At 62.6% G+C, this 19,175-nt stretch carries 14 protein-coding genes; 10 read left to right on the forward strand and 4 right to left on the reverse strand.

The features are described 5' to 3' along the window. Positions 1 to 35 precede the first annotated feature (35 nt). Positions 36 to 863: an HDOD domain-containing protein gene (locus tag JJ896_09250; protein ID MBO6779823.1), complete on the forward strand. Its 828-nt coding sequence runs from the start codon at positions 36 to 38 to the stop codon at positions 861 to 863. On the opposite strand, the gene JJ896_09255 is transcribed toward JJ896_09250, so the two are convergent. From JJ896_09255 to JJ896_09265, 3 genes are read right to left on the reverse strand one after another with little or no spacing between them, the layout of a single operon-like run. Further along, positions 860 to 2,890, reverse strand: a complete 2,031-nt coding sequence (locus JJ896_09255; protein MBO6779824.1) for a TonB-dependent receptor — start codon at positions 2,888 to 2,890, stop codon at positions 860 to 862. The two genes, JJ896_09250 and JJ896_09255, sit on opposite strands and share 4 nt — an antisense overlap. A 54-nt stretch (positions 2,891 to 2,944) precedes the next feature. After that, on the reverse strand, positions 2,945 to 3,451 hold the full coding sequence (locus JJ896_09260) for a hypothetical protein (protein ID MBO6779825.1): 507 nt from the start codon (positions 3,449 to 3,451) through the stop codon (positions 2,945 to 2,947). A gap of 18 nt (positions 3,452 to 3,469) precedes the next feature. Further along, positions 3,470 to 4,738, reverse strand: a complete 1,269-nt coding sequence (locus JJ896_09265; GenBank protein ID MBO6779826.1) for a glucose-1-phosphate adenylyltransferase — start codon at positions 4,736 to 4,738, stop codon at positions 3,470 to 3,472. Between the two features lie 79 nt (positions 4,739 to 4,817). Here JJ896_09265 and JJ896_09270 point away from each other — a divergent pair, with 79 nt between their 5' ends. Continuing rightward, positions 4,818 to 8,297, forward strand: coding sequence for a hypothetical protein (locus tag JJ896_09270; protein MBO6779827.1), 3,480 nt, complete (start codon positions 4,818 to 4,820; stop codon positions 8,295 to 8,297). A 42-nt stretch (positions 8,298 to 8,339) separates the two neighbouring features. On the opposite strand, the gene JJ896_09275 is transcribed toward JJ896_09270, so the two are convergent. Further along, on the reverse strand, positions 8,340 to 8,744 hold the full coding sequence (locus tag JJ896_09275) for a thiol-disulfide oxidoreductase DCC family protein (GenBank protein MBO6779828.1): 405 nt from the start codon (positions 8,742 to 8,744) through the stop codon (positions 8,340 to 8,342). A gap of 362 nt (positions 8,745 to 9,106) precedes the next feature. Here JJ896_09275 and JJ896_09280 point away from each other — a divergent pair, with 362 nt between their 5' ends. The 8 genes from JJ896_09280 to JJ896_09315 all read left to right on the forward strand — a co-directional run bounded on the left by JJ896_09280 (position 9,107) and on the right by JJ896_09315 (position 19,173). After that, positions 9,107 to 9,865, forward strand: coding sequence for a glycogen/starch synthase (locus tag JJ896_09280; GenBank protein ID MBO6779829.1), 759 nt, complete (start codon positions 9,107 to 9,109; stop codon positions 9,863 to 9,865). Positions 9,866 to 10,009: 144 nt separating this feature from the next. Continuing rightward, positions 10,010 to 11,119: a DUF4270 family protein gene (locus tag JJ896_09285; protein MBO6779830.1), complete on the forward strand. Its 1,110-nt coding sequence runs from the start codon at positions 10,010 to 10,012 to the stop codon at positions 11,117 to 11,119. Then, a complete protein-coding gene (locus JJ896_09290) occupies positions 11,119 to 12,414 on the forward strand; it encodes a hypothetical protein (protein MBO6779831.1) in 1,296 nt (431 codons plus the stop codon). The genes JJ896_09285 and JJ896_09290 overlap by 1 nt, the downstream gene beginning before the upstream one ends. Before the next feature lie 43 nt (positions 12,415 to 12,457). Then, positions 12,458 to 13,777 carry a tetratricopeptide repeat protein gene (locus JJ896_09295; GenBank protein MBO6779832.1) on the forward strand — a complete coding sequence of 440 codons (1,320 nt, stop codon included), beginning with the start codon at positions 12,458 to 12,460 and terminating at the stop codon, positions 13,775 to 13,777. A 223-nt stretch (positions 13,778 to 14,000) separates the two neighbouring features. After that, a complete protein-coding gene (gene eno, locus JJ896_09300; GenBank protein ID MBO6779833.1) occupies positions 14,001 to 15,290 on the forward strand; it encodes a phosphopyruvate hydratase in 1,290 nt (429 codons plus the stop codon). A 4-nt stretch (positions 15,291 to 15,294) separates the two neighbouring features. Continuing rightward, a complete protein-coding gene (locus tag JJ896_09305; protein ID MBO6779834.1) occupies positions 15,295 to 15,597 on the forward strand; it encodes a septum formation initiator family protein in 303 nt (100 codons plus the stop codon). Next, positions 15,597 to 16,574, forward strand: a complete 978-nt coding sequence (locus JJ896_09310; GenBank protein ID MBO6779835.1) for an ROK family protein — start codon at positions 15,597 to 15,599, stop codon at positions 16,572 to 16,574. Before JJ896_09305 ends, JJ896_09310 begins: the two co-directional genes overlap by 1 nt. An 85-nt stretch (positions 16,575 to 16,659) precedes the next feature. Continuing rightward, the gene (locus JJ896_09315; GenBank protein ID MBO6779836.1) at positions 16,660 to 19,173 is read left to right on the forward strand and encodes an LPS-assembly protein LptD; all 2,514 of its coding nucleotides are present in this window, start codon (positions 16,660 to 16,662) and stop codon (positions 19,171 to 19,173) included. Positions 19,174 to 19,175 lie beyond the last annotated feature (2 nt).

Genomic DNA, 19,175 nt, shown 5'->3' on the forward strand with positions numbered 1-19,175 from the left:
CAGGCCGATCCGGTCTCGACCTCGACTTTCCCCCGATGTCAAAGACCGTGCGCGAGGTTAACCGCCTCGTGCGAACCGGTGTGCACAGCACGGATGAACTTGCCGCCGTCATTTCGGAGGATCCGATGATGGCCGCCTCGGTGCTTCGCCGAGTGAACTCGGCCTTCTACGGAGTGCGCAGGCAGGTGGCCGACCTCAAAAAGGCTGTCACCCTGCTCGGATTTGACGACGTGGCGAACCTTGTGTTGACGGCCTCTTTCCTGCGGCTGGCCGACATGGTGAGCAATCGTGCAGCCCGTCAGCTGTTCACCGACCTGATGCAGTTGAGCCTGGGTTCGGCGATGTACGGAGCTCTGATTGCCGAGGAACTCGGTATGCCGGAGCCGGCCACAGCCTACAGCGCCGGCCTGATGCATACCTCGGGCCGGGTGGTCATGCTGTTCAACTTCGGCGAGGCCTATACCCGATTGTGCCGACCCGGCACACCGCGGCCCTTTCCGGACGCGTCGACGGAGCGATCGACCATCGGCATTGATCACGCCCAGGCCAGCGGACTGGCCATGACGGAATGGCAAATGCCTGCCGATCTCGTTCAGGTGGTCAGCTGTCTGGAAGCTCCCGGCCGCATTGACGATGTGCGTCTGCGCGACGTGGCCCTCTGCGTCTCGGTCGGCGTATCGGCAACCGAACAGCTCTGCCTGCGCAACGCCCCAGGCCTGGCGTTCGAAGCGAAGGCCGCGCTGCACGTGCTGGCGCGCATGCGCGGCAAGCAGTCCAGCCAGATCGCGGCGCGCATCAACGAGGAGCGCAAGCGGGTCAACGACCACATCGCACAAGTGGCGGGAGATCTCGCCCTGGCCTAGTAGGCCAGGCTGACGCCGAGCTGAAACGTTCGGCCCGGTCCGGGAAGCCCCAACTGCGGAAAGACCGATTGATCCGTCAGGTTGTCGAGGCGGGCGAAGAACTCCATGAAGAGTCCCGACGACCGGTAGGTCCGTGTAGAGGCCCGAAGATTCAGCTGGAGCACACGAGGTAGCGCCACAAGTGAGTTGTCCGGGTCCAGCCCATACGCCCGTCCCGTATAGGCGGCCTCGACGGAAAGCAGATGCGGTGTGGCCGGCTTGACGGAGAGTCCCAGCAGGGCCAGCACATCGGGCTTCTCAACAAGAACTGATCGTTCCGGGTCGTCCAGTACTGCCGGGTCCGTGAGGGTCACGGAAGCATCCAGCTCGATGCGCTCATTCAGTTCTCGATGCGCAACCACCTCCGCGCCGAGCACCCGACTTCCTTCCAGGTTGATGCGCTGACGCAGACGCTCACCCTCGACGGTGACGTTCGTCTGATCGATGGTGTCCCGCGTGCGATTCAGGAAGGCCGTCAGTTCCACGTGTCCCCGCGCGTCCACGCGGCGAATGCCGGCATCCAGCAGGATGGCAGATTCAGGGCGCAGGCTCTCGTTGACCACAAACCGGTTCAACGCAGTCCCGAACAACTCCCGCATGGTCGGGAAGCGCACCTTGCGACCCAGTGTCACTCTTGCCGTGGTCACCGCGTTGAGGTCGGCTTCGAGCGCGGCCGTGCCCCCCCAGGCCCGGAACGTACGCCCGCCCGGCTTGCCGGCCGTTCTCGGCGTCGCGAACTGATCCACATTCCCCCCAACCAACCAGCGCACACGTTCTCCGCCGGCCCACTCGCCTCCGACGCTGGCCGTGTGCTGCCTGTACGCCTCATCCTCGCCCGCAGGCATCCCGGACTCGGTCTCCCACTGACGGTGGCCGGAGGTCAGCAGGTTGACCGCGCCGCGCAACAGACTGCCCCGCAGCATGCGTTCGGCAGAAATGCGCGTGCCAACGGTCACATCCCGGTCCTCCTGGAAGGCTTCAAGGCTGGCGTAGTTGCGGCCCTGGAACTGGTCGATGCGTTGCGAAAACCCGGTCCCCCAGGCACTCGCGCGCAAGCGTGTGCGCTCCGACGGCACCATGCTGAAGTTTCCGGCCAGCATGACCGTGCGCCAGTCCGGGTAGCGCCAAAACCTGACGCGCTCCAGCGTCGGGTCCAGGTGACCCTCGGGTGCAACTCCTTTCGCCGCATCCACCAGCAAGACGCTCAGGCCACCCTCACTTCTTGTCCACCGCCGGCTTACCCGCGCGTAGCCGTGCGCGATACGCCGGTCCGTGTTCAGCCGAAGTCCGTCGGCACCCTCGTTGAAGGGCAACTCGGTGTTCTCACCGAGGGTGTACCCATCCTGCCTGTTCAGGCCTGCAGCAACAATAATCGAACTCGGTCCACGCCGCCTGACATGCATGCCGTCAACCCTCGCAAACCGCCCGGAACCACCGGCAAGGGTGAGTTCGCTGAGCACTCCATCGCCCTCCAGAGCGCGCGTAGACAGGTTGACCACGCCTCCCAGGACATTGGTTCCGTACAGCACACTGCTCGCCCCCTGGGTGACCTGCATTCCGCCGAGCACGGAGGCCGGCACCGCGGCAAGGTCCACTCGATTGTCCCACGGGACGTTCAGAAGCGCGCCGTCCAGAAACACCGAAACCTGACGTTCGCCGCCGCCCCGGAGGTAGATCAGCGACTCGCCGCGGGAGTTCGTCTGAAGATGAGCCGATGGCAGCAGGCGAGTAAGTCCTGCCACGTCCGGTGCGTCCGTCCGCACGATGCGCGCAAGAGACACGCGGCGAACAGACCCCGCCTCAGCCACCCGGCCCCCGTTGGGCCTGCCTCCGACAACGATCTCCGAAAGCTCGTAAAAGCGGAGCGAGTCCTCCTCTGCAGAACCCGTCTGGGCGCGGCTGTCCCCGGCCGTCAGAAGCAGGGCCAGCGCAGCCAGCAGTAGCGGCCGGGCGTAGTCGTGCCTGGGATATGGTCGCGAAATCAGCATGGCCGGCCGATACCGGGCGGCATCAGCGGCTGTTCCTGAGGCGTTCCGAATGGCCTATCGGCTTTGCAGTGCGTCCAGCACTGAAATGTCCAACAGCGAGGCCTCGACGGCCGCCAGTGCCGCGGGCACAATGGAGTACCGCGAAGGATCCTGGCGGTCCAGGCCCGGATTGTTGACGATGTCGGCCACGACCTGGGCGTACTGGTCCTGCACCACCTGCTGCTCCGATAGCATCGCACCCAAAGCTCTGCTCACCTCGCGGTAGGAGGAATTCTCCGACACCTCGGCGGCCTTGGCCCGGTGGAATACCAGCGCGGCCTCCTGAGCAGACACGACCGCCGTGAGTTTGACCACCGCGGAGGCCAGACGCGCTTCATCTGCGGCGGCCGCCGTCAGCGCGGTGAGGTCACTCTGAAGCCGATCGGCCCGCGCCTCGTACCGCTCCAGGGCCTCCTGGATCTGCGCATAGGCGGCTTCTTCGGAGCCATAGCCGCCGTACATGCGGCAGCCGCTCAGAAGAACCGTGAGGGCGAACAGGGATGCAGTGATACGAAGACGCATGGTGTGCGGCGTCGGCCGTTAGATGATCGTGTCGTCTGGAATCTGGGCGTTCTTGGGGATCACCACGATCCCGTCCCGGATGTAGAAGTTCTCGCCGTCAAACTCGTCGACGTTGTCCCGGTTCTTGATGATGCATCGTTTGCCGATGGACACGTTGCGGTCGATGATGGCGCCCTCGATATAGGATTCCTCTCCCACCCCGGGACGCTCCGGCCCTTCAACCGTGTCCCGCTGGTCCACATCATGCCAGGGGTAGTAATCCGCCCCCATGAACACGGTGTTCTTGATGGTGGTGTTGTGCCCGATGAAAGAGCGCAATCCGATCACCGAGTTGGAGATCTGCGCATTCACGATCACACTGGATTCGGCAATGATGGACTCCTGGATGAAGGAGCTCTCGACCTTGGCCGGCGGCAGCATGCGGGCGTTGGTGTGGATCGGGAAGCGCGGGTTGTACATGTCGAATTCCGGCTGCTTCCGAGCCAACATCAGATTCGAGTCAAAGAAGCTCCGGATGGTTCCGATGTCACTCCAATAGCCCTCGAAGGGGAAGCTTGCGACGCGGTGGGTGCCGATGGCGTCCGGAATGATCTGCTTGCCGAAATCGTTGGCGTCGGGGTCCTTGGCCAGAAGTGACTCAAGCACACCGGCACCAAACAAGTAGATGCCCATCGAAGCCAGGTAGATGCGACCCTGGTCCTTCATCTTGTCCGAAACCGGGCTCTCCTTGCCCTCCAGCTGGTCCGCCGGGGGCTTCTCGTGGAACTCGGAGATCATGCCCTTCTCATCCGTTTTCAGGATGCCGAAGCCGGGCGCGTCCGTCGCATGCACCGGGATCGTGGCGATGGTGATGTCCGCGTTCGACTCCTCATGGAAGGCCGCCATCTTGCGGTAGTCCATCGAGTAGAGCTGGTCCCCCGAGAGAATCAGAATTCCGTCTGCGCGATAGGTGCCGACGTGCTTCAGGCATTGCCGAACCGCATCGGCCGTACCCTGAAACCAGTTGTGGCTCTGTGGAGTCTGCTCGGCCGCAAGGATGGTGACAAAGCCCTGGCGGAACCGATCGAAACGGTAGGTCTGGGCCACGTGCCGGTTCAGGGACGCGGAGTTGTACTGCGTCAGGACAAAGATCTTGTCGATGTCCGAGTTAATGCAGTTGGAGACCGGGATATCGATCAGCCGATACTTCCCAGCCAACGGAACGGCAGGCTTGGAGCGATGCTGGGTCAGCGGGAAGAGACGGCTGCCCGCACCCCCACCAAGAACAATACTGACAATCGAATTCATCGCAGCTGAGAGGTTGGCTGAGTGGATTCTACGCTGCCTCCCCCGCTGCCACAAGGAATCGGCGTGATGCTTCCGTCAAATGGGCAGGAGATTTGCCCGAAACCGCGCAGAGCAGACCCTGTACCAGCACTCTCACTTCGCACGCACCGCCTCAATGGGAGAAAAAGGTCGCATTCTGGACCGTCTGGCTACGGCCCGTAACCGAATCGCAGTCGGAGAATTGGCCTCCGGGGCCCTCGTGCTTCTTGCCGTCGGCGCCCTGACCTGGGTCATTGCTGCCGGTTTGGAGGCCATGCTACGCCTGCCGACCACGGGACGCGCTGTCCTGCTGGGTATCGTATTGCTGATCGGCGTGGCGCTTCTGGGCAGGCTCGTGGTCGTGCCAATTGCGCGGTGGATGGGCTGGCTACCCGGACTTTCGAACGATGCGGTTGCTGCCCGCATCGGCAGTTCATTCCCGGAGGTGAAGGATCGCCTTCTGAACCTGCTGCAGCTGATGGACGGCCGGCACTCCCAGGCGCCGGAGCCGCTGGTTCAGGCCGCTGCCGCCCGCCTTGGCACCGACATGGCCGGCGTTCCCGTTGAGGAAGTCGAGGACTTCAGCCGCGTGCGTCGGTCAGCCCGCATGGCGGTATTGCCGGTTCTGGGCCTGCTGGCATTTGCAGTGCTGGGCGGCAGCACGTTCATGGAAGCATCCCAGCGATTGCTGACGCCCCTGCGCACCTTCGAAGAACCGCTGCCCTACCGGGTGTCGGTCACGCCTGGTGACGCATCCATCATCAAGGGAGCCGACGTTACCGTGCTCGCCATGTTCGAGGGCGCCGGCTGGCCCGAGGAGGCCTTGCTGGAGTACCGCTTCGCCGGTGAGACCGTCAGCCAGCAGCTGGCGCTGACGCCGCCGCCGGAGGCTTCGCACACCTTTGTAAACGTGCGCAACTCCATCGACTACAGGGTGATTTCAGGCCGACTGGAGACAGCCTGGTACACCCTGGAGGTCACCGACCGCCCTGTGATCTCCCAACTTTCGACGTCGCTGCGTTATCCGGCCTATACGCGACTCCCGGCCGCGCGATTGCCCGACAATGACGGCACCGTCACGGCGCTGCTCGGCACCAGGGTGCTGGTCGATGCGGTTGTCACCGGACCGGACGTCTCGGCGGGACGCATCGTGTTTGCCTCCGGGCGCTCAGAAGCTCTGACTGGCTCCGGTCGCTCCTGGTCGGGTGGCTTCACCGTGCGCGGGGATGATACCTGGCACGTCGAGCTGGAGTCGGTCGACGGGGTGTTCAACGCAGATCCCATAGAATATCGCATCCGCGCCACCCGCGACTCGGCCCCATCGATCTCATTCCTCGCTCCGGAGCCCTCCGTGGACCTCGACGAATCGGCTGCCGTCGATGTGGCCTGGAGCATGTCTGACGACTACGGCTTTTCGTCGCTGGGTCTGCACTACCGGCTGGATGAGAGCCGATTCGGCGAGCCGTCCGACTCCTTCATGGTCATGAACGTGCCGGTCCAGGATCCCTGGCAACTGGAACAGACCGGCGCCATGCGCTGGAGTCTCAAGGATGCGGAGCTCGACCCGGTCCCGGGTGATGTCTACACGTACTTCCTGGAGGTTGCCGACAACAACCGCTACTCAGGGTTTTCCACGGCCCGTACCGCGCTTTATCGACTGCGCATGCCGTCGCTTGCGGAGCGCTACGAAGCACTGGATCAATCCGAGGATCGCACCGAGGAGGGCCTGGAAGAACTCGTCGATGAGGCGCAGCGCATCCGGGAGCAGTTTGAGGAGCTGCGCGAGGAACTGCGCTCGAAGACGGAGTCCGAGTGGCAGGATGAGCGCGCGCTCGAACAGCTGATGGAAGAACAGCAGCAGCTCGAGGAGCAGGTCGAGGAGGTTTCCGAGCAGATGGAGGAGCTGACCCAGGAGATGGCCGAGAACGATCTGGTCAGCGACGAGACCCTGGAGATGTTCGAGGAACTGCGCGAGGTGGCCGAGGAGATCAACACGCCGGAGCTCATGGACGCGCTGCGAGACCTGCAGAACGCCATGGAGCAGATGAACCGGCAGGAGATGCAGGAGGCGATGGAGCAGTTCGAGTTCTCCGAGCAGATGTATCAGCAGCGCATGGAGCGTACGCTGGAGTTGTTCAAGAACCTTCGGGTCCAGCAGGACCTCGAAGAGGCCGCCAATCGCGCGGAGGATCTGGCGGAGACGGAGGAGCGGCTGGCGGAAGAGACGGAGCCTCTGCAGGACGAGGCCCAGAGCTCGGAGGAGGAGCGTGCCGAGCGTGGTGAGGAATTGGCCCAGGAGCAGGAGCGGGCGGCCGAGGAAATGCAGCAGCTCGAAGAGAAGCTGGAGGACATCAGCGACCGCATGGAAGAGCTGAATCAGGCTCCGGACGAGCAGATGGACGAGCTCTCCGACGATACCCGCGACCAGCAGATGCCGCAGCAGATGCAAGAAAACGCCCAGGAAATGCGGGACGGCGAATTCCAGAAGGCCCAGCAGAGTCAGCAGCAGATGAGTCAGAACCTGCGCAACCTGCAGCAGAACCTGCAGCAGATGCAGCAGGGCATGCAAGGCCAGCAGATGCAGATGAACATGGCCGGGCTGCGCAGGGCGCTCGACGATGTGCTGGGCCTGTCCAACGACCAGGAACTGCTTCGCGGGGAAGTGCAGCAGCTGGCCGCCGACAGCCCGCAGCTGCGTACCACGGCCCAGCAACAGACCCGCCTGAGTGAGGGGCTGTCTGTCGTCGCAGACTCGCTGCAGTCGCTCGCGAGGTCCATCCCGCAGATGACGCGGGACGTGCAGGTACACGCCGGAGAGGCGATGCGGGAAATGGGCGATGCGACGCAGGCCATGACCGACCGAGCTGCCCGCCGCGCGTCAGGGCACCAGAAAGGTGCCATGACGCACCTCAACGAACTGGCGCTCATGCTGGCGGACATGCTGGACCAGATGATGAATGGACAGGGATCCGGGGGATCTATGTCCATGGAGCAGTTCATGCAACAGCTGCAGAACATGTCGGGCCAGCAGCAGATGCTGAACCAGCAGATCCAGCAGATGCTCAACGACATGCAGGGCAACCGGCTGAGCCAGGACATGCAGCAGCGGTTGAGGCAGCTCGGGGGTCAGCAGGAGAAGATCCGGCAGGATCTGAGGCAGCTGAGCCGCGAGCGGTCGCTGCGGAATCAGGCGCTTGGCGATCTGGAACGGATCGCCGAGCAGATGCAGGAGACCATTGAGGAACTGCAGCAGCAGCGCGTCTCCCGCCGCACGGTGCAGCGACAGCAGCAAATCCTGACTCGTCTGCTCGAGGCATCCCGATCCATGCAGGAGCGCGGGCGGGAGCGGCGCCGAGAAAGCGAATCCGCTGATCAGGTGCTGCGCGACAGCCCGTCAGAACTCACGCCCTCCGAACAGGCAGACCGGTTGCGTCGGGACCTGATCCGGGCGCTTGAGCGCGGGTATGCCCCGGATTACGAGGAACTCATTCGACGGTACTTCGAACTGCTGACCGAGCAGCAGGGCGGGTCAGACGGCTGAGGCGCGATCGCCCTGCCCATCGTCGATCGCCCTGCCCATCGTTCAGATAAACCGTGCCTCGAGGTCCGGCGTGGGGATGCGGCAGGTGTCCTGTTTGCCGAACCATCGGTACCGGTTCCGGGCAATCCAGCCGTAGACCGCGTCCCGGATGGGCCGAGGCACCACCCGGAGGGGCCACAACCAACGAGCGGGTCCGGAGAGGCGGCGCGCGATGCGCAGCGCGGCGTCCGAGCCGGCAAAGAACGCATCGCCCTCGACCAGAACGATGCTGTCCAGATAGTCTTCAGGCAAGCCGGCCCTGTCCAGCAACTCGGCTGCCGCCTCGGATTGCAGCGAACCGAACCGGAACGTGCCCTGCGGATCGTGGTCGATCACGTAGTTGACGGCACCGTTACACAGGTTACAGACCCCGTCAAACAGGATTATGGGCTTCCCGGCAGTGGTCACGCCGTGAGTACGGACGGGGCGCAAATTGCTTCCCTGCCGGGCGAGCCTATTGCCATATCGCTGCAGGACAACGGGTTACGGACGCCGAATTTCTCCCCGGCCGGTAAACGATTGAAAAAACAGCCACATAGTCGTATTTTACCGGGCCGTCAGGAATCATTCGCGAGTGTTATTGGAGTAGTTCCGTCGTAGTGCTGTAGGCGTCGGTAGGGCCGGGACGAGGAACCAGGAGAGAAGCTAACCCACAGCTTCGGTTGTCCCCCCGGCACAGTCGCGCCCGAGGCAGACGGCACCCCCCAAGTAAAAGGCCCTGCGCTGTCCCTGCGGTCCTCCAACCAACCCGCCCACCTACAGATTGCCTTATGAGGGTTCTCTTTGTCTCAGACGAGGTTGCTCCGTTTACCAACAAGTCTGAGCTCGCCCCGGTCGTTCGATCGCTCCCTGAAATGCTGCACGAGAATGCGGGAGTGGAAACTCGCATCATGATGCCGCGCTACGGGATCGTCAGCGAGCGCCGAAATCGTCTGCATGAAGTGATTCGCCTCTCGGGGTCCGAAATCTCGACCGGGGACGGGAAGGAATCGTTGAAAGTGAAGGTCGCCTCCATCCCGGGTATCCGGCTGCAGGTCTACTTCATGGACAACGTGCACATGTTCAAGCGCAAGGGAATCTTTGCCGACAAGACCGGCAAGCTGTTTCCCGACAATGCGGAACGTGCGATTTTCTACGCCAAGGCCGTGCTCCAGACGATCTCCAACCTGGGTTGGAAGCCGGATGTGGTGCACGCATTTGGCTGGCTGAGCGGCATGGTACCGCACCTGCTCAAGACCGAATACGCGGAGCACGAGTTGTTCGCCGAAGCCAAGGTGGTCTTCACGCCTCAGGCGACGGAGTTCGAAGCCCCGCTGACCGAAAAGATGGTATCGGACTTCGAGCTGACCGGCGATGGGCTGGTCGGAAACGAGCCGGACGTGATCGGTGTGGCCGCCGCGGATGCGTCGATCTTCCTGCCGGGCCACGAGACGACCAACGGCGCGGAGCAGTTTGGCGAAGACGAGGAGGCCAACATGAATCTGGCCGCAGCCGTCTACGAACGGATCCAGGCGGGCGTGCCAGCCTGACCGACCGGGAAACCTCGGATTTTGCCTCGCATTTCACGGGGGCTGCAGAACCCCATCGCAAGTCGGTGGGGTTTTGTATTCCGGCCCGTCGGGCCCCATACGAACCCGGACCTGCCGATCGTTGCGGCAGGAAACCCCTATTGCATGCAACGCACTTTTCTGGTTCTCGGCCTGCTTCTGCTGGCCGCCTGTGACGATCCGGCGCCCGTAGGCGTGGATCTTGTCGATGCCCAGTCGGGCGAACCCTTCGTCCTCGACGTCACCTCTACCTCCCCGACCGTAGCGGAAATCGCCGAAACCACCGGGAATGCCACCCGGATTCTGTTTGGGTCCGTCACTGATCCGGACTTCGGGCCGCTTGAGGCGGCCGGTTACCTGGATTTTGTCAGCCCCGGCGTGTTCTCCACGGCTTTCGAAACCGAGCAGCTGAGCGATGTGGCCCTGCTGCTGGCGACCGACTATGTATATGGAGACTCGCTGGCTGACATCAGCGTGGCGGTGCGGCAGATTCAGGATGCCTGGCCTGGCTCCGGCACAACAGCAGACACCACCCTGCGAGTAGGATCCCTCATCACCGAGTCGACCCAGAACAAACGAACGGTGACGCTTGAAATCCCCATGCCCGCCGATTGGGTGGCCCGCTGGGATACCACGTTCCGCTCCACCACATTCGACGATGCCTTCCACGGCCTTGAGGTGACCTCCGCCAGTGGCTCGGCCATCATGGGTGCCGCCGTACTGAACAGCGCGCTTCGTGCCGTGGCAGGGGGCGACACGACGTTCTTCCCCGCGGGTCGCAGTCTCACGCGTCTCCTGCACAGTGAAGGCCTGCCGGACTCCAGCCAGCCGCTTGTCTTCCAGGACGGTCGCAAGCGTGCCGTGGAGTTCAATTTTGAGGTCGAGACCGGGCGCTTCGTACTCAACCGGGGCATCGTGCGGGTGACGGCAGACACCTCACTCAGCCTGTCTGTCCCCGCGGGCTTCAACCGGCCCTCGGTGGAACAGTTGGAACTGGACTGGATCTCCCTGGACGGCACGCGCACGCCCATTGCGGCGTCCTTCCGGACGGGCAATCGTTTTGATTTTGAATCGGTGCAACTGGGCGACTCCCTGGGTGTCCTTGTTACGGGGGGTAGCGGTCTGGACCGACTTGAAGTGCGGGTGCCGGACGGCGCCAACACACTGTCTGTCATTCGGCTGCCGCTGATTGACGCCAGACCTCGCGCCCTGCTCACCGTAACCCCGATCCAGTGATGCGACGTATTTCGGCTCTTGCGCTTTGCGCACTGATCGCGGTTCCTCTTCAGGCCCAACAGCGCGGCGAAGGCTCGGTGTACTCCCGCTACGGGCTGGGAGAACTCTCCTCTTCCTCCTACTCGTCCAAGAGCAGCGCACTGGGCGGCGGAGGCCTGGCATACGGGTCCACCACCTTCGCCAACCTCACCAATCCAGCCTCGCTGAGTGATCAGGTCTTCACGCGACTCTCAGGCGGGATGCGGTTCGAGGCGGTACGCACCACGGATGCGCTGGACGTGCAGTCGACTTTTTCCTCGAATTCGTTCGACGGACTGTCGATCGGGCTCCCGCTCAAGTCCAGCAAACTGGGCATGGGAATGGGATTCAGCAAGCTGACCCGGGTTTCCTACCTCATTGATGTGGTGAAACCGCTCGACCTTGGTTCAGAGGTTGATTCGGGCGATGAGTATGGTGCCCGCTTTCAGGGCACCGGCGGCCTCAACCAGATCAGCGTCGGTGCCGGATATCGGTTCAATCCCTCGATTTCAGTCGGTCTGCGTGGGGATGCCGTCTTTGGTGTGATCGAGGACATTCAGGGTACCGTGTTCAATGACGCGCGGTTCACCGATACGCGCGTGGTACGCTCGACGCGCATGCACGGCTACACGCTCGGCCTTGGCGTTCGCGCCACGGCTCGCTCCGTGATCCGGGACGGCGACTTTCTGAACTTCGGCGGCGCACTGGATCTGCCCTACGACCTCAACGGCACACGCACCGTATTCGAGGGCGAAGGTCTGAGCGTGGACACGCTCAACACGGCGATCGACGGCTCTGCTTCCATGCCGCTGTCAGTCGCCGCCGGTGTGCTTTATCAGCCGAGCCCCGTGCTCTCGTTCAACGCCGACTTCCGGTATGAGCCCTGGGCGGACTTCGAGAGCACGTTTTCCTTCCCGGGATACGCGCCCGCAGGAGTTTCCAACTTCAGCAATCGCACCCGCATCTCGGGCGGAATTGAATACTTTCCGGCAGGGCGCGATCTTTTTGCGTCCTACCTCGAGCGCACGGCATACCGTGTCGGCTTCTTCAGAGAGGCCGGGTATGTATCGCCGGACGCCGCGGAACGGGTAAATACATTCGGTGTGACCAGTGGACTGAGTCTGCCCACGCTGAGTGCCGGCACGAGGATTGATATCAATCTGGATGTAGGGACCAGAGGCTCTGCCACCGGGCGATTGGTGCAGGACCGGTTTATCCGGTTCGGACTCCATTTCAACTTTGCGGAGCGCTGGTTCGCACGTCGGCAATTAGGCTGACACCCACTCAGAATTACCTGTGCACGCAACACAGAAGAACACCATGCACTACATCTACCAGACTTCTCGCTTCCAGAAGGTGGCGTTCCTGGTTTTGGCCGCCTCGTTCGGGCTTTCCGCGGGCGTAAAGGCCCAGGGAGGCCCCTGTTCAGAGGATGCGAACGACATTCGCGTCAACTACAGCCTCTACTACGAGGACTACAGGAACGAGAACTGGGAGACCTCTCTTCCCTACCTGCGGTGGATCATCCGCTGCGCCCCCGGTTTTCCCAACAACTCGGATCGCAACTTCGAGCGCATCATTGAGGTGTACGAGGGCATTGGTCTGGGGCAGGACGACCCCGACATGCAGCGGGTCTGGCTGGACTCTGCACTGTACGTGTACGACACGGCACCGTCCAGTTTACAGGACGCCGGTATCGAGTACGATCCCTATGACTGGGTCTTCGAGAAAGGGCGGTTCATCCAGAAGCATGTTGATGCGCTTGGCGACCTCCAGCGTGAGATCGGGCCGATCTACATGGAGGCCTTCGATCTGAATCCGGCAGACATCCAGGGCTACTACATCAACTATGTCGTGCTCGACCTCGTGGGCAAGGACGACAAGGCCACCGCGGTGGAATTTCTGGACCGGGTCGAGAGCGCGCGCTCCGGAGACGCTGAAGTGATGACGCTCATCACCGACTGGCGAGGCCGTTTGTTCACGTCCCCGGAGGAGCGCATCGGCTTCCTGGAGAGTCAATACGACAAGAACCCGGACGACGGTGAGGTGCTAGCCGAGTTGTTCGAGCTCCTGATGGAGGAAGGCTACCGGGACCGTGTCTACGAGCTGGCCGATCAGATGATGGCGGCCGACCCGTCGGCGCGCACCTTCCGCCTCATCGCGAAAATGCGCCTTGAGGACGGTCTCGCGGACGAGGCCATCGACCTCTACGAGCAATCCCTCGAAATGGACGGCGGCCAGGACGCCGCGAAAGAGGTGTACTACAACATTGGCGCAGCACATCAGCAGGAAGGCCGGCTCTCGCGTGCGCGCACTGCATACCGCCAGTCGCTGCAGGCAGACCCTGACTATGGTGCTGCCCTGCTGGCCATCGGCGATCTCTACATGACCGCCGTACAGGGCTGCGGATCCTTTGAGCGTGAGGACCGCGCCGTTTACTGGCTGGCGGCCGATTACTTTGATCGCGCTGCGTCCCGGGACCGCACGGTGGCCCAGCAGTCACGTCAGCGGGTGAACAGCATTCGTCGCCTGATGCCGACCGCCGAAGACAAGTTCTTCAAGGGCTGGAACGCCGGCGACAGCTACACTATCAACTACGGCTGCTACGCCTGGATTGGTGAGTCTACGCGCGTGCGGTAGGCGATCGCGGGCTTGAGTCTCCTTTAGGAACGGGCCGGTGCCGATGGTGCCGGCCCGTTCTTTTTTTGCCGTGTCGCGGCTCCCCCCATCCGGCGTGCATTGGACTCGCCCTGGCTGGAACCGCTTCCTGTGACAATGGCGCGAATACCCCTGGCGAGATGTCGGCATGTCCCTCCGTATTTGTACGTTTGAGGGTCGAAAAACCTCGATTTACGTCCCGAATATGCCCTACATCGACACCGTTCACGCCCGACAGATCATCGACTCCCGTGGCAACCCCACCGTCGAGGTCGAAATCACCACCGACTCCGGCGCATTTGGTCGCGCCGCCGTACCCAGCGGGGCCTCAACGGGAGAGCACGAGGCGGTGGAACTGCGCGATGGCGACGCCGGGGCCTACATGGGCAAGGGTGTGCTCAAGGCCGTGGCCAATGTCAACGAGGTCATCTCCCCCGAGATCGAGGGTCTCGACGTGCGGGATCAGGCCGAACTCGACGGCCTTCTGCTGTCGCTGGACGGCACCCCCAACAAGGGTCGCCTCGGAGCCAATGCCCTGCTCGGTGTGTCTCTCGCCGCAGCGCATGCGGCGGCGGACGTGTCCGGCCTGCCGCTGTATCGATACGTGGGCGGGACCAACGCTACCTCCCTGCCGGTGCCCATGATGAACATCATCAACGGCGGCCGTCACGCGGACAACAGCGTGGATATGCAGGAGTTCATGGTGATGCCGGTCGGTGCGTCCACGTTCTCACAGGGCCTGCAGATGGGCGTCGAGGTGTTCCATCACCTCAAAAAGGTGCTGTCGGCAAAGGGATACTCCACCGCCGTCGGGGACGAGGGTGGTTTCGCACCGAACCTGCGCTCCAACGAGGAAGCAATCGAGGTCATCCTTGAGGCCGTAGAGAAAGCCGGTCTTTCTGCAGGAAGCGACATCATGATTGCGCTTGATCCGGCCTGCAGTGAAATGATCCAGGACGACAAGTATGTCTTCTGGAAGAGCGATCCGGACAATCCGAAGTCCTCCGAAGAGATGGTGGCGTTCTGGACCGGCTGGGTCAACCAGTACCCCATCATCTCGATCGAAGACGCCATGGGCGAGAACGACTGGGCCGGGTGGCGCGGTCTCACGGAGGCGGTTGGCGATCGCGTCCAGCTGGTCGGCGACGATCTGTTCGTGACGAACACCAAGTTTCTGCAGAAGGGGATCGACGAAGGCTGCGCCAATGCCATCCTCATCAAGGTGAACCAGATCGGCACGCTGACGGAGACGCTGCAGGCCATCGAACTGGCCCACAAGAACGGCTACCGGGCCGTGCTCAGCCACCGCTCCGGAGAAACCGAGGATACCACCATCGCGGACCTGGCGGTGGCGGTCAATGCCGGCCAGATCAAGACAGGCAGCGCCAGTCGTTCTGACCGGCTGGCGAAGTACAACCAGCTTCTCCGCATCGAGGAACTTCTGGGGGCATCAGCGACGTACCCGGGCCGGAACGCATTTGCCGTGACCGGCTGATTGCATGCTTGAGAGCGCCCGAGAATACCTGAGCCGCCAGCGCGCCAAAATCTTCGGTGCCGGGGCCCTGCTGCTGTTCTTCTGGGTCGCCTTCCTGGACAGCCACTCCCTCTTCAAGCGGGTGAAGTGGAGCTATGAAGCAGAGCAGCTGCGGACCGAAAACGCCGAGATACAGGCGGACATCGACAGGCTGGAGGCAGAGCTCGAGCGCGAACTCACCGACGACGAGGTCGAACGCATTGCCCGCGAGGAATACGGGATGCAGCGAGAAGGCGAAACCGTTCACCCTGTTACCCCCGGAGAATAGTGGGTCAGTACGCCGTCGGCATTGATCTCGGAGGCACCTCGATCAAGTCCGCGCTCGTGTCGCGTGACAAGGGCGTGGTGGCATCGGATTCCTACCCGACAGAGGCTGAGGCCGGCCCGGATCGAGTGCTGGACAATATCACGACATTGGTTCGGCGCATGATGACCGCATCGCCCGAACCGGTGCTCGGCATCGGCATGGGCAGCCCGGGCATCATCGACTGGGAGCGAACCAGCGTCTCGCATCCGCCGAACCTTCCCGGCTGGAAGACCGTGCATCTGGGCGAGGCGATCTCCAATCGGCTTGGACAGCACTGCGACTGCATCGTCGAGAACGACGCCAACGTTGCAGGGCTCGGGTCGGCTCACTACGGAGCCGGCAAACCGTTCGACTCCTTCATTATGGTGACGCTTGGTACAGGAGTCGGTGGCGCAATCATCTACGAGAATCGCATCTTTCGCGGTGCCACCGGAGGTGCCGGCGAGATCGGTCACATGACCATCGATTTCGAAGGACCGAAGGACAACCACGACATTCCGGGAGCGTCGGAGGCGTACCTGGGACAGCGCTTCCTCTCCGCTCACGCCTGTCGCATGCTGGCCGACCGCTCCGACTCCGTGCTGCACGAGCGGGTGCTGCGGGATCCGGACGGCATTGCTCCCAAAGACCTGCATGACGCTGCGGTTGACGGTGACGAGGCAGCGGCCGAGGTTCTACGCTGGGCGGGGCACAAACTGGGTGTCTTGCTTGGTTCGGCAGTTAATTTGCTGGACATCCGGAAGCTGGTTGTGGGGGGTGGTCTTTCCGCAGCCGGGGACTTCATTTTTGCGTCGGCCAGAACCACCATCGAGCAGTTTGTCACCCACGGCCTCAGAGCAGGGATCGAGATTATCCAGGAGCCTCGCGGCAATGAAGTGGGGGTGTTGGGTGCCGCCCACCTGGTCTTCCAGGAGGCCGACTATCGCGGCAGCGAATAAGCCGCTTCTCGCGGTTTTTTTCCTGCTTGCGGCCATCGCTCCGGAGGTCGCGGCACAGTCCCAGGCACAACCCGCCGCGCGGGAATTGTCGGGTCCCATCCAATTCGTGGCCAGCGACTCCCTCATCGTGCGGTTCGGTGAAACCGATCTCGGCAGTCTCTTCGGAAGCGCAAACGTGGTCTATGACCAGGTCCAGTTGAACGCCTGGCGCATCGACATGCTCTTCGACATCGAGGAAGTACGTGCCGAGGGACTGGAAACGGACACGGGCACGGTGGGATTGCCTCAGTTTACGCAGGACACCGAGACCTTCATCGGCAAGCAGCTGGCGTTCAACCTTCGCACGGAACGCGGACGCGTGGTTGAGGCACAAACCCAGATTCAGGAAGGGTTTGTGCGGGCAGACGTGGTCAAGGCCACGGAGGACTCGACGCTGTTCATTCGTAACGGCGCGTACACCACCTGCCCCTGCGTGGAGGATCCTTCCTACTCGTTGCGATCCAACAAGATGAAGATCGTGAACCAGAAGTGGATCTATACCGGTCCGATCCAGCTCTTCTTGTTCAATATCCCGACCCCACTCTGGCTGCCGTTTGGATTCCTGCCCGCGCAGGAGAGTCGGCGCAGCGGTCCACTGCCGCCGACGTACGGCGAGGACCAGTTCGGATTCTATCTCAAGGATTGGGGCTGGTACTTCGCGATGAATGATTACATGGACCTCCAGCTTCAGGGCAGTGTCTGGACGCGCGGCAGCGTCGAGGGGTCGTCCCTGTTCCGATATGCGCGTCGGTACGGCTTCTCCGGTCAGCTGGGCGTGCGATATGGCCGATTCCCCGATGGCATCAAAGGGGACCCTCGATTTGGGGTGACGAACACCACGTCTTTCCGATGGAATCACACACAGACCATCAGTCCCACGGCCAGCTTCGACGCCAACGTCAACCTCTCCTCGCGCAGCTTTCTGCAGGGTGTCTCTGAGAGTTACAACGACAAGGTCACGCAGAACATCCAATCCAGCATGCGCTACTCGAAGCGGTGGCGCGCCCGGAGCCTGACGGTCAATACCAACCACAATCAGACTGTCAGCACCGGCGCGGTCACTCTCGGCGTGCCTAGTGTCTCGTTTTCCCAGAGCTCATTCAAACCGTTTGCGCGATCAAACCGGCCACCCGGCAGCGGGGAGCGCTTCTACGAGAAGGTGACGCTGAGCTATTCCATGTCGGCGGACAACCGCTTCAGCTTTCAGCCGCTGGCTGATGAGCTGCTCATCTCCGCCGGCGACTCCGCCGCAATCGGCATCGACTGGATTGACGCGCTGCTGTCTCAGGAGGACTTTGTGCGCGCTACGGGACAGGACGAGCGCTTTGCGTTCAAGGCCACGCATCGCATCCCCGTGTCCGCTCCTTTCTCCGTCGCAAGTCTTCCGCTGCTGGGAGACTTCCGAATGAACCTGTCGCCCAGTCTCTCCTACACCGAGGACTGGTTTGTGCGCACCAAGCGATTGGTCCCCGACTCCACCGGAGCCCTGAAGACCGAGTCCGTGCCCGGCTTTTTCGCGCTGCGTCAGTACACCGCCAGCCTGTCGGCCTCGTCTGTGTTCTACGGCCTGTTCCCCGTGAATGTGGGGCCCTACAGGGGTGTGCGCCACACCGTGCGACCCAGTCTGGGTTTCGGTTACCGACCCGACTTCTTTGACGACCGATTTGGCTATACCCGGACCTACACGGACGCGGCCGGCAACGAAATCCCCTACGCGATTGTGTCAGGCGTTTCGCCAGGCGAGCAGCAGGCGTTGAGCTTTTCGATTGCCAACACCTTTGAGACCAAGCGCGCCGCACCCGACTCCGTCGCCGCCCCGGGGCGGGCACAACCGGCCATCAAGCTGTTTGATCTGAATGTGGCGTCGAGCTACAACCTCGCGGCCGACTCGCTCGGGTTTGGCAATATCTCGCTTACCGGGCGTACGCGGTTATTCGGTGAGGTAGACGTGGACTTCCGGTCCAACTTCTCACCCTACCGGGTGGACACGATCGGCGCGCTGCGCAACGAGTACGCCTTCTCGACGCGTACCCCGCTTGGCCGGATGACATCGGCCAGCCTGACGGTCCGGACCTCAATCCGGAGTCAGACCACGAGAGGGGAAAGTCGCCCCTTGACCACCCCGCGCGCGGGATTCGCGGCGGACCCGGCGCTCTCGGCCAATCCGCTATCGGCTACCATCCAGCAGCCCTTTGGCGGTCCGGTCACAGACTTCGCTATTCCCTGGTCCCTCTCCATGGACTTCACGTACGGAGTCAACCGCACGGGACTGCTCAGCACAAAACGGGCCGTGGTCAACGCCAATTTCGACTTTTCGCTGACCCCGAACTGGAAGGTCAGTGGCCGTGGAGGCTATGACCTCGAGCGTGGGCAGCTATCAACGACGAGTCTGGCCGTGGCGCGGGACTTCGACTGTTGGCAGATGTCGTTCAACTGGATTCCCACGGGCATCTACCAGTCTTGGGGATTCGACCTGCACGTCAAGAGCAGCCATCTGCGCGATCTTCTTCGCGTTCGGCAGCCAAAGTCTGACGTGCGGGACCGGTTCGGCGGGCTGTAGCC

The organism is Rhodothermales bacterium (genome assembly GCA_017643395.1).
Taxonomy (GTDB): Bacteria; Bacteroidota; Rhodothermia; order Rhodothermales; family UBA10348; genus JABDJZ01.